This is a genomic window from Aeromonas sp. ZOR0002 (assembly GCF_963866995.1).
In the GTDB taxonomy this organism is placed as follows: Bacteria; Pseudomonadota; Gammaproteobacteria; order Enterobacterales; family Aeromonadaceae; genus Aeromonas; species Aeromonas caviae.
The window spans coordinates 1-11524 of the sequence record NZ_CAWMFQ010000116.1 but is presented as its reverse complement, the minus strand read 5'-3'; the positions used below and the strand labels follow the sequence as shown (position 1 = coordinate 11524).

Annotated in this window: 13 protein-coding genes; 10 read left to right on the top strand and 3 right to left on the bottom strand. The window is 63.0% G+C overall.

Features of this window, described 5'->3' with window-relative positions; translation table 11 throughout:
* Positions 1-29 precede the first annotated feature (29 nt).
* A complete protein-coding gene (locus AACR77_RS06605) occupies positions 30-641 on the bottom strand; it encodes a flavin prenyltransferase UbiX (protein ID WP_042880474.1) in 612 nt (203 codons plus the stop codon).
* On the bottom strand, positions 638-2008 hold the full coding sequence (mpl, locus tag AACR77_RS06600; protein ID WP_042880472.1) for a UDP-N-acetylmuramate:L-alanyl-gamma-D-glutamyl-meso-diaminopimelate ligase: 1371 nt from the start codon (positions 2006-2008) through the stop codon (positions 638-640). The genes AACR77_RS06605 and mpl overlap by 4 nt, the downstream gene beginning before the upstream one ends.
* Before the next feature lie 233 nt (positions 2009-2241).
* On the opposite strand from mpl, the gene ppa reads away from it, so the two are divergent.
* On the top strand, positions 2242-2772 hold the full coding sequence (ppa, locus tag AACR77_RS06595; RefSeq protein ID WP_005335667.1) for an inorganic diphosphatase: 531 nt from the start codon (positions 2242-2244) through the stop codon (positions 2770-2772).
* A gap of 25 nt (positions 2773-2797) precedes the next feature.
* Here ppa and AACR77_RS06590 read toward each other — a convergent pair whose 3' ends face one another.
* Positions 2798-3148 carry a hypothetical protein gene (locus AACR77_RS06590; RefSeq protein WP_139739354.1) on the bottom strand — a complete coding sequence of 117 codons (351 nt, stop codon included), beginning with the start codon at positions 3146-3148 and terminating at the stop codon, positions 2798-2800.
* A 123-nt stretch (positions 3149-3271) separates the two neighbouring features.
* Between AACR77_RS06590 and AACR77_RS06585 the strand changes: the two genes are divergently transcribed.
* The 9 genes from AACR77_RS06585 (at position 3272) to AACR77_RS06545 (ending at position 11211) form a co-directional block, all read left to right on the top strand.
* Positions 3272-4150 (top strand): hypothetical protein, encoded by an 879-nt coding sequence (locus AACR77_RS06585; RefSeq protein ID WP_042880471.1) that lies wholly within the window; start codon positions 3272-3274, stop codon positions 4148-4150.
* 204 nt (positions 4151-4354) lie between these two features.
* Positions 4355-4897 (top strand): YtfJ family protein, encoded by a 543-nt coding sequence (locus AACR77_RS06580; RefSeq protein ID WP_042880468.1) that lies wholly within the window; start codon positions 4355-4357, stop codon positions 4895-4897.
* A 43-nt stretch (positions 4898-4940) separates the two neighbouring features.
* Positions 4941-5231, top strand: coding sequence for a hypothetical protein (locus AACR77_RS06575; RefSeq protein WP_081999403.1), 291 nt, complete (start codon positions 4941-4943; stop codon positions 5229-5231).
* Positions 5232-5267: 36 nt separating this feature from the next.
* Positions 5268-5870 carry a DUF2796 domain-containing protein gene (locus AACR77_RS06570; RefSeq protein ID WP_010675586.1) on the top strand — a complete coding sequence of 201 codons (603 nt, stop codon included), beginning with the start codon at positions 5268-5270 and terminating at the stop codon, positions 5868-5870.
* Between the two features lie 4 nt (positions 5871-5874).
* Positions 5875-6561 carry an ABC transporter ATP-binding protein gene (locus tag AACR77_RS06565; protein ID WP_039040841.1) on the top strand — a complete coding sequence of 229 codons (687 nt, stop codon included), beginning with the start codon at positions 5875-5877 and terminating at the stop codon, positions 6559-6561.
* Between the two features lie 58 nt (positions 6562-6619).
* Complete coding sequence (locus AACR77_RS06560) at positions 6620-7867, top strand: ABC transporter permease (RefSeq protein ID WP_042880464.1); 1248 nt, start codon at positions 6620-6622, stop codon at positions 7865-7867.
* A gap of 31 nt (positions 7868-7898) precedes the next feature.
* The gene (locus tag AACR77_RS06555) at positions 7899-8375 is read left to right on the top strand and encodes a DUF3299 domain-containing protein (RefSeq protein WP_010675589.1); all 477 of its coding nucleotides are present in this window, start codon (positions 7899-7901) and stop codon (positions 8373-8375) included.
* A 121-nt stretch (positions 8376-8496) separates the two neighbouring features.
* On the top strand, positions 8497-9345 hold the full coding sequence (locus tag AACR77_RS06550) for a TIGR03899 family protein (protein ID WP_010675590.1): 849 nt from the start codon (positions 8497-8499) through the stop codon (positions 9343-9345).
* A 237-nt stretch (positions 9346-9582) separates the two neighbouring features.
* Positions 9583-11211 (top strand): methyl-accepting chemotaxis protein, encoded by a 1629-nt coding sequence (locus tag AACR77_RS06545; protein WP_042880462.1) that lies wholly within the window; start codon positions 9583-9585, stop codon positions 11209-11211.
* Positions 11212-11524 lie beyond the last annotated feature (313 nt).

Below are 11524 nucleotides of genomic sequence, written 5' to 3'. Positions count from 1 at the left end.
CGCCGCTTTTTTGTCCGCTCCCCGCCGTATCAGTGGCTGGCATAACCCCAGCGACTGGTCAACTCATGCTCGACACCCAGGTGGTCGAGGATGCGGGCGACCATGAAGTCCACCAGATCCTCGATGCTTTTCGGTTCATGGTAGAACCCTGGCGCCGCCGGCATGATGGTCACGCCAAGACGGGCAAGCTTGAGCATGTTCTCCAGATGGATCGCCGAGAAGGGGCTCTCCCGGGGCACCAGGATGAGCTGGCCTCGCTCCTTGATCACCACGTCCGCCGCCCGCTCCAGCAGGCTGTCCGAGGTGCCGTTGGCGATCGCCGAGACGGTGCCCATGGAGCAGGGGCAGACCACCATCTGTTTGGGGGCCGCCGAGCCGGAAGCCACCGGCGAGAACCACTCCTCCTTGCCGCAGGCGACGATCTGACCCTCTTTGGCACCATATTGGCGACAGAGGTACGCCGACAGCTCCCTGGGGGAGCCCGGCCAATCCTGCTGTTGCTCGGTCTTGAGCACAACTCTCGCCGCCGAGGAGGCGAGCAGGAAGACCCGATAGTCCGCCTGCACCAGGCATTCCAGCAGGCGCAGGGCATAGGGAGCGCCGGAGGCGCCGGTCAGCGCCAGGGTGATGGCCTTGTTCATGATGCGCTCTGCAGCTCCTTGAGGCGGGCGATCAGCTTGTCGTGAATGCCGCAGAACCCGCCGTTGCTCATGATCAGAATATGATCCCCTGGGCGGCTCTCGGCCACCAGGGCGCCAATCAGGGCATCAAGGGCCTCGAATACCCGGGCAGGCCGGGTCATGTGGGCCGTCACCTCCCCCAGATCCCAGCCGATGTTGGGGGGCTGGAAGAAGAACACCTCGTCGGCACCATCGAAGCAACCGGCCAGCTCCTCCTTGTGAACCCCGAGCTTCATGGTGTTGGAGCGGGGCTCCAGCACCGCCAGGATGCGGGCCTTGCCCACCTTGGCGCGCAGGCCGCCCAGAGTGGTCTCGATGGCGGTGGGGTGGTGGGCGAAGTCATCGTAGACGCTGATGCCGGCCACTTCCCCTTTCAGCTCCATGCGCCGCTTGGGGGACTTGAACTGGCAGAGGGCGTTGATCCCGTGCTCCACCATGACACCGACATGGCGGGCGGCGGCGATGGCCATCAGACCGTTGTTGACGTTGTGCTCTCCGATGCACTCCCAGTGCACCTCCCCCTGTTTCACGCCATCCAGCCACACCTCGAAGGCGGAGCCGTCATCGGCCAGCTTCACCGCCTTCCACTTGGCGTCGTCCTGGCCCACCAGCTCCACCTCGCTCCAGCAGCCCATCTCGCGCACGGCGGTAAGGTTGTCATCACCTTTGGGGAAGAGCACCCGGCCGTTGCTCGGCACGGTGCGCATCAGGTGGTGGAACTGGCGCTGGATGGCGGCGAGATCCGGGAAGATGTCAGCGTGGTCGAACTCCAGGTTGTTCATCACCAGGGTGCGCGGGTGGTAGTGGACAAACTTGGATCGCTTGTCGAAAAAGGCGCAGTCATATTCGTCCGCTTCAATCACAAAGAAGGGAGCCGAGCCGAGACGGGCGGAAACCGGGAAGTTGCCCGGCACGCCGCCTATGAGGAAACCGGGTTCCAGCTTGGCATACTCCAGCACCCAGGCCAGCATGCTGGCGGTGGTGGTCTTGCCATGGGTGCCCGCGACGGCCAGCACCCAGCGATCCTTCAGCACGTGCTCCAGCAGCCACTGAGGGCCGGATATGTAGGGCAGATTGCGATCCAGCACATACTCCACACAGGGGTTGCCACGGCTCATGGCATTGCCGATCACCACCAGATCCGGCGCCGGATCGAGCTGGGAGGGGTCGTAGCCTTCGGTCAGTTCGATGCCCTGTTGCTCGAGCTGGGTGCTCATGGGGGGATAGACGTTGGCGTCGGAGCCGGTCACCCGATAGCCAAGCTGTTTTGCCAACACCGCCAGACCACCCATGAAGGTGCCGCAGATCCCGAGAATGTGAATGTGCATACCGCTGCCTTTTCCAGTAAAGGGAGTGCGCATTCTAGGGTCTGTTGACCCGGTGGCACAAGCCGCGCCCATGGGGAGCGAAGGCATCCGCGCCCGCAGACGACAGAAATCGGGCAAGCGCGGGGAAAAGCCACCCTCCGCCACGCCACCCGGCCCTTGAAATATGGTCATTTGACGGGACATCGCTATAATGTCGGCCTGCAAACTTGACTCCAACACTCAAAGGAAACGTCATGAGCCTGAACCTGGTACCGGCCGGCAAGAGCCTGCCTGACGACATCTACGTCATCATCGAAATCCCGCAGAACGCCGACCCGATCAAATACGAAGTCGACAAGGACAGCGGCGCCATCTTCGTTGACCGTTTCATGTCCACCCCGATGTTCTACCCGTGCAACTACGGTTATGTGAACGCCACCCTGTCCCTGGACGGGGATCCGGTCGACGTGCTGGTTCCGACTCCCTACCCGCTGCTGGCCGGCTCCGTCATCCGTTGCCGCCCGGTCGGCGTGCTGAAGATGACCGACGAATCTGGCGAAGACGCCAAGATCGTGGCCGTTCCCCACTCCAAGCTGACCAAGCAGTACGATCACATCCAGGATGTGAACGATCTGCCCGAGCTGCTAAAAGCTCAGATCCAGCACTTCTTCGAGCGCTACAAAGAGCTGGAAGCGGGCAAGTGGGTCAAGGTGGAAGGTTGGGGCGACAAGGCCGCTGCCGAAGCCGAGATCAAGACCTCTGCCGAGCGTTACGCTGCAAAATAAGCGTATTCCTCGCAAAAAGGGCGCCTTATGGCGCCTTTTTTATTGGTCGTTGCGGGGACACTCCGGGGGGATCCCCCTGGATATAGAGGTCGCGCCCGTTTTGCCGATAGGGGCGGTAATAGTCATCACCGCAGCGATATTCCTGACCGGCACCTCCCACCAGATCGCAGTTGACCGGCAGCACCTCCAGCCACTTGATGGCCTGCTGGAAGCGCAGCCACTCCTGCCATTCATGCTCCCGGGCCAGCTGATCCCGCAGGGCGAAGGTATCCGCGCTGGACAATCCCTGATTGACGATGACCTGCCCCGCCAGCGCTGGCGTGGCCACCAATATCAGCAGAAACCGTGAAACAAGCTTCATGATGATTTCCCCCATGACTTATTTCCTGAATTAAATTTAAAGTCAGATCAGATAATTACCAATATATCTGTCACCAGACCAATCCAGATGCCGGTCACTCACCTAGTTGTTTATTATCAACCCAGGCGGAGGCGCACCATGAAACTGGCACAAGGCTTTCTGTGCAGTCTGCTCTTCGGCACCATGGCGCAGGCCAACGAGATCAACCTGAGCTGGCAGTGGCAATCTGCGGATGGTCAGCAAAAGCACCTGCAATTGACGGCGGATGAGCGCACCTTTTCAGCCAGCCGTCACGAGATGACACAGCTCGACACCGCCCTCAACTTCCCGCTGGAAACACTCTACTCCTACATCAGTCCGCGCCTCTACAACAGCATCAACCAGATCAACCAGCACAGCCCGGAGACGGCCACCAAGTTCCGCAACCTGGAACAGGCCTTTACCCTGCACGACAGCAGCCTCGAATCCGCCCAGTTCTGGCAGGCCTACCGGCAATATCAGGAGGACGCCTTCTACGAGATGCGGGTCCAGCCCTGCGTGCACCCGGCCAATCAGAAACTGCCCTGCGTGCGCCCCAACTACTCCCAGCTGTTCTATCAGTTCAAGGGAGACCTCAAACCCCTGGCACAGCAGTTTTCGGCCAAGGATCTCGCCACCAGCGTCATCCTGCTGCAGGAGTGGCTGAGCGGCATCCCCACCCCGCCCGAGCAGATGGACCACTTCGCTCCGCCCTTGCAGGCCCTGCAGGACAACAAGGCCGACAGCGACGAGAAGGCGCTGCTCATGGCCAGTCTGCTGGCGGAGCTGGCGCCCCAGTACAGTCTCAGCATCATCTATCCGAACATCAGCATCGGCAGCGTCTCGCCGGCCTGGCTCGCCATCACGGCCGACAGCGGCCTTGAGGGAGACACCCTGGTGATCGGCAATCAGCGCCACGTGCTGCTCACCGGTTCTCCCCTGCTGGCCCAGCAGATGACCATGGCCCAGATTCCCTTGATCAGCGAACCGCTCTACTAGCCTCTTCTGACCATCACTTGCTTTTGATGGATGACATGCCATCCTTGCCGCCATCATTGGGGGATGGCGCCCATGTTGACAAGATCACCGTCGCACCCTGCATTATTTAACACTTTTTAAACAGATCCGATCAGTTTAGGATGTTCAGGGTCCCATTCCCTCGACCCAAAAATCGTTATAACATCACAAAGGAGTGTCATCTGGATGAAACATCTCGTGCTTACTCTGGCGCTGCTGCCAACCCTGGTCATGGCCCACAACATCAAGGAATCAACCCTGGTGCCGCTGGTCAACATCAGCGACAAGGGGGAGCTGGTGCTCAAGGAGAAGGAGATCAGCTATCAGCCCTGGCAGAGCAAGGTCCTGACCGGCAAGGTCTTCCTGATCCAGCACATCGCGGGGCGCTCCAGCGCCAAGGAGCTCAATGCCCCCATGATCGAGGCGATCAAGGCGGCCAAGCTGCCCCACGACAAGTACCAGACCGTCACCATCATCAACAGCAATGACGCCATCTGGGGCACGTCCGGTTTCGTGAAGAGCAGTGCCGAGGACAGCAAGAAAGAGTTCCCCTGGTCCGCCATGGTGCTGGATGCCAAGGGGATGGCCCGCAACGCCTGGGCGCTCACCCCGGAAAGTTCGGCCATCATACTGCTGGATAAAGAGGGCAAGGTGCTGTTTGCCAAAGATGGCCAGCTCGATGCCGCCGAGATAACCAAGGTGATGGGGCTCATCCAGTCCCATCTCTGAATCAGAGAGAAGGGCGCTGATGGCGCCCTTTCCACAAGGGTCTATGGGTCGTTCCACACTGACAATCTGGGTGTTGCTGCTGGGCTGGTTGTGGATGCAACCGGCGCTGGCACAGCACCCCCTTGAAGCAGCCCTGCCCGATCACAGTCATGCCTGCACCCTCTGCGTCCTGCATCTGGATGGCAAGCTGGCACTGACGCCGACCCCCGTACTCCCTCCCCTCTCCTTTGGCATCGACCGGTATATCGGCACTCCCCAACCGAGGGCGGCCACCGGCACCACGGGACATCGCCGTATCCGCGCCCCGCCGCCCCTTCATTGTTTCTTTTTTTGAACCAATCTTTTCTCTATTTATTCAAAAGGATTAACGATGAAAGCAGTCACCCTGTTGCTGGCCGCTGCCGCCTTCGGCGCCCAGGCCCATCACGACGAACACGAAAGCCACAGCCACGGTGCCCATGAGCACGGTCACGGCCACCTCAACCTGGTACTCGACGGCAACCAGCTGATGATCGAGTTGCAGGCCCCTGCCGCCGATCTGGTGGGCTTCGAGCATGCCGCCAACACCGATGAGGAGAAAGCGCAGTATGCCAAGGCGGTGGCCCGCCTCCAGCAGCCCGACGCCCTCTTCCGTTTCGACCCGGCCGCCGGCTGCAAGCTGACCCAGCAGGAGCTGCAGGCCGCCAAGGAAGATCATGACCATGACCATGACCATGAGCACGAGCACGAGCACGAGCACGAGCACGACAAGGCTGATGGCGCTCACGATGAACACCATCACGACGACGCGGGCCATGCGGACATGGGGGCCATGTACACCTACACCTGCGCTACCCCGGCCAAGCTCACCGGTCTCGAGGCCACCCTGTTCAGCCTCTACCCGAGCCTGGAGAAGCTGAGCGTGCAGGGCATACTGCCCACCGGCCAGACCGCCGCCGAACTGACTCCGTCCGCCAACAAACTGGGCTGGTAACACCATGAAACATGCCGTGGTTGAGATCCGTGATCTGGCCTTTGCCTGGCCGGGTCACGAAGCCGTCCTCGATCTGCCCGCCCTTCGCATCCACGAGGGTGAGCGCGTCTTCATCAAGGGCCCATCGGGTTGTGGCAAGTCCACCCTGCTCGGGTTGCTGGCCGGTATCCAGACCGCCAACCACGGCACCCTGGAGGTGCTGGGCCAGCCCCTGGCCCGGCTTTCCGGCCGCGCCCGTGACCAGTTCCGGGCGGCCAATCTGGGGTACATCTTCCAGCAGTTCAATCTGCTGCCGTTTCTCTCGGTGCAGGACAACGTCACCGCTGCCCTCACCTTTTCACCCGCCAAGCGGGCCCGCCTGACAGGGAGCCCCGAGCAGGAGGCGCGCCGCCTGCTGGCAGAACTCCAACTGCCGGATGAGGCGCTCCATCGCCCCGTCCACGCCCTCAGCATCGGCCAGCAGCAGCGAGTCGCCGCCGCCCGCGCCCTGATAGGCTCCCCTCCTCTGGTGATCGCCGACGAGCCCACCTCGGCCCTGGACACCGACAACCGGGCCGCCTTCATCCGGCTGCTGTTCGAGGAGTGCGACAAGCAGGGATCTACCCTGGTCTTCGTCAGTCACGATCCCTATCTGGAGCCCCTCTTCCCCCGGGTGGAGAACCTGCAACAGCTCAACCGGAGGGCGGCATGACCACACGCCATCATCTCGCAGCCCGTCCGGCCATCTCCCCTTCACTGCGGAGGCTCTCATGCTGAAACTCGCCCTGCAAAGTCTCTGGGCCCGTCGCCTCACCGCCGGGCTCACCCTGCTGGCCGTCGCCATCAGCGTCACCCTGCTGCTCGGGGTCGAGCGGGTGCGCAGTCAGGCACGGGACAGCTTCGCCAACACCGTCTCCGGCACCGATCTCATCGTCGGCGCCCGCTCCGGCCAGGTGAACCTGCTGCTCTATTCGGTGTTTCGCATCGGCAACCCCACCAACAACGTGGGCTGGGACTCCTACCAGGCCATCAAGGCCAGGCCCGGTATCGCCTGGACCATCCCCCTCTCCCTTGGCGACTCCCACAAGGGGTTTCGCGTGCTCGGCACCAACGGGGACTACTTCACCCACCTGAAGTACGGCAAGCAGCAGGCGCTCGTCCTGCGCGAAGGCCGCCCCTTCGAAACACCGTTTGAAGCGGTGCTGGGTGCCCAGGTGGCCGAAAAGCTCGGCTATCACCTGGATCAATCCATCGTCATCGCCCATGGCGCCGGCAACACCTCGTTCAGCCAGCACGACAACATGCCGTTCAAGGTGGTGGGGATCCTGGCCCCCACCGGCACCCCCATCGATCGCACCATTCATGTGCCGCTGGCGGGCATAGAGGCGATCCACCTGGGCTGGGACACCGGTCGTCACAGCAAGAACGTGACCCCGGAACAGGCGATGGCGCTGGATCTCACCCCCAAGACCATCACCGCCTTCATGGTGGGGCTGAGCAACCGGATCCTGGCGTTCCAGTTGCAGCGCAGCGTCAACACCTATCCCAGGGAGCCCCTGATGGCCATCTTGCCGGGAGCCGCCCTGCAGGAGCTCTGGGGGCTGATGAGCGTGGCGGAGACCGCCCTGTCGGTGATCGCGGGCTTCGTGGTGGTGGCGGGCCTTATCGGCATGCTGACCACCCTGCTCGCCGGCCTCAACGAGCGGCGCCGCGAGCTCGCCATTCTGCGCTCGCTGGGGGCGGGCCCTGCCCACCTCTTCCTGCTGTTGGCGCTGGAGGCGATGGCACTCACCACGGCGGGCATCGCCCTCGGGGTGGCCGCGCTCTATCTCGGTCAGGGGCTTGCTAGCCCCTGGCTGCTCAGCCACTATGGCCTGCAAATGAGCCTGGGTCTGCCGAGCGCCTATGAGTGGCAACTGCTGGGCCTGGTCTGGCTGGCGGGAATGGTGATCGGGCTGCTGCCTGCCGCCCGCGCTTACCGCTACAGCCTGAGCGACGGCATGAGCATTCGCGTCTGACCCGACGCATCCGACCAAGAGAGAAGAACAGATGATGAAGTGGAAAATAGTGGCGCTGCTGGCCAGCCTGCTGGTGCTGCCTGCCATGGCCGCAGATTACAAGACCATCGACTGGGATATCCTCATCCCGGAGGGGGAAAAACTGCTGCCACCGCCCCAGGTCAGCCATGACGGCGACTTCTCCTCGGTACCGCAGCCGGTGGGGGGCGTCAACAAGAAGCTGGACAATCAGGAGGTACGGATCCCCGGGTTCGTGGTGCCCCTGGAAGGGGATGCCAAGACCATCACCGCCTTCCTGCTGGTCCCCTACTTCGGCGCCTGCATTCACGTGCCGCCCCCGCCCACCAACCAGGTGATCTACGTGAGCTACCCCAAGGGGGCGCCGGTGGATGACCTCTGGGACGCCATCTGGGTCAAGGGCAAGATGCACACCGTCAGCTCCAGCCACGAGATGGCCACCGCTTCCTACTCCATGGACGCGGTCGAGGTCAGCGTCTACGAAGAGTGAGCCCCTGATGGCCTCCCCCGGGAGGCCATTTTTTTATCCCGTGACGACCCCGGCAAAGGGATTGTTCATGGATCTGGTTGGAGTAACATTCACTACCAGACCTTGCCATCACGGAGCCAGCATGGCTGACCTGCCCCCCAAGAAAGAGAGTTCCATCCTGAGCAGCCAGGAGCAGACCCTGCGCCTGGCCCGCAGCCGCGGCATCGATGGCATGCTCACCCGCAACAGCGACAGCACCTTCGAGCAGCGCGCCACCTTCCGCCAGCTGGCGGAGCAGGCCACACGCCAGCGCAATCTGGAATCCATCATGGTGATGGCCGCGCGCCACTGCGAAGAGACCGCAGCCGGCGGCGAGATAGACAGCGACTGGCTCACCCGCTTCCTGCAACTGGCCGAAGACATCAGCATGACCCCCATGCAGCAGTTGTGGGGCCGCATCTTCGCCCTGGAAGTGGCGACACCGGGCCGCTTCTCCATCCGGGCCCTCAACACCCTCAAGGAGATGACCCAGCGCGAAGCCCAGCTGTTCCAGCGCATCTGCGCCCTCTCCTGCCACTACGAGGGCAGCGACGAGCAGCGTCTGCTGCTAGGCATGCACAAGGGGGCCAGCCTGCTCAGTCGCGCCAAGGTCACCCGGATGGGGCTCGGCAAATACCGGGTGCCCTACAGCGCCCTGCTGCTGCTGTGCGATCTCGGGCTGCTGCACCGTGGCGAGCTCGAATCCGGTCCCCTGCCCGCCGACGGGGTCGAGCTGGCCTTTGGCAACCAGCGCTGGCGTCTGCGCCAACGCCAGAGCAACCTCACCCTGCTCTATTACCGGCTCACCCCTGTAGGCAACGAGCTTGCCCTGCTGCTGGACGAGCCCCCCCTGGAGGAGTACCTGCAGGATCTGAAGACCCTGCTCTCCACCCACCTGCAGATAGAGACCCAGATGCCGGCCCCGGTCAGCGAGCCGGATCTGCCCGCCTGAGGCTGGCGGAGGCCCCGGCCCCGCCTTGCCAAATTGCGAAACCCGCCCCGCCATTGCCAAAACGGCTCCCAAAAAGCGAATCCTGACGGCAGGGGCGGACGCGAGCCCGGGCCATGTTCCCCCCACTACGGGTTTTGAGCGCAAAAGAGACATATAGAGCGCAATTTAAGCGTTTTTGGGCACTCTGGTGTACGAATTGCAACCAGACTCTCTTTCCCCTGTCAGGCAGGAAGTACCATGAGAGTCAATCAACCCGTTACCCAGCGTGAGCGCCTCTACCCGTCGCACCAGAACCTGATTTCCACCACGGATCTGGAGAGCCGCATCACCTATGCCAACGACGAGTTCTGCCAGATAGCCGGCTTCACCCTGGAGGAGCTGCAAGGGGCGCCCCACAACCTGGTCCGCCACCCCGACATGCCGCCCCAGGCGTTTGCCGACATGTGGCGCCATCTGCGGGAAGGCAAAAGCTGGATGGGCCCGGTCAAGAACCGCTGCAAGAACGGGGATCACTACTGGGTCAACGCCTTCGTCACCCCCATTCAGGACGCAAGCGGCAAGGTGGTGGAGTACCAGTCGGTGCGCACGGCGCCGGACGACACGATCAAGCAGCGTGCGGAGCGGGTCTATGACGAGATGCGCCGCGGCAAGACCCCCCGGGCCCTGCGCCTGCCTCCCTGCTGCCACACCCTGGGGATCCACCTCTGCCTGATGGCGCTGCTGGCCAGTCTGGTCACCCTCGGCTATCAGCACGGCCCGGGCTGGCCTCTGCTCATCGGTGCCCTGCCCCTGGTGGTTGCGCTCGTCATCTGCCAGACCCTCTCCCGGCGCCTCGCCCGGCTGGAGACCCTGGCCCGCCACCGTTTCGACAACCCCTTGATGCAACTGCTGTATACCGGCCGGGTCGATCGCCTGGCTGCCGTCGAGCTCGCCATGAAGATGAACCAGGCCGAGTTCAATGCGGTGCTGGCCCGCACCCAGCAGACCTGCCAGCAGATCGTACAGGCGGCGCAGACGGATCTGAACAATGCCGAGTCCATCACCGGCAACCTGCAGCAACAGCAGGCCCAGACCAACCAGGTCGCGACCGCCATCACCGAGATGACGGCGTCCATTCGCGAAGTCTCCCACAGCTCGAGCGCCTCCTCGGACAGCCTGGACAACACCGCCGTGCTGTTTCGGGAGGGTAATCGCAGCGTGCTCGATACCGTGGCGGCGGTGGAAGGGGTTCACGGCGAGCTGCTCACCTCCCGCGCCGTGATAGAGGCGCTGGCCAGCCAGTGCCGCGCCATCGACGGCATCCTGGACGTCATCAACAACATCGCCAACCAGACCAACCTGCTGGCCCTCAATGCGGCCATCGAAGCGGCCCGGGCAGGCGAGTCCGGTCGCGGCTTCTCGGTGGTGGCGGACGAAATCCGCACCCTGGCCATCAAGACCCAATCCTCCACCGGCGAGATCCAGCAGATGATAAGCCTCTTGCAGGCCAGCGCCGACGATGCCCAGCAGGCCATGGCGCAAGGGGAGCAGCTCTCCGCCAGTTGCCGCCTCAAGGCCGCCGCCACCGGTGATATCCTGCAACAGATAAGCGAACGCCTGTTGCAGGTGACCGCAGGCAGCAACCAGATAGCCCAGGCAATGCAGGAGCAGTCCCTGGTCACCCAGGACATCCATCACAGCGTGCTGGACATCAAACGTCTGGCCGACGACTCCAGCCAGGGCAGCCGCCACGCCGTGCAGGGCATCATTGCCCTCGTGAAGCAACTCGGGGACCTGGAGCGGCTGGTACGCCAGTTCCAGCAGCATCCCGCCACCCGGCCAACCAGCACCACCCTGACCAGCAGCCAACCCCTGCTGGCCCGCTAAGCCTTCACGGAGGAAACCAGACCCAAAGACCGTGCGCTAACAATAAAAACGGGCCCCTGCCGTCACCGGCAGCGGGCCCCTCTTTTGGGTGGTGCATGGGCGTCTGAGCGGGTTTCAAATTCGAGTCGTCGACTGAACCCGCGGGTCTTTCGCCCCCTCCCAACCACCTGCTCGCCCGTGCCACGCCGACCCTCTCGGCTGCACCGCATGGCCCTCGGCAGGGCAATGACCTCACTCCCCCATCCATACACCGTGAAGGTCTTGAGCGTTGAGCGGGAAGCGGGAAGCGGGAAGCGGGAAGCGGGAAGCGGGA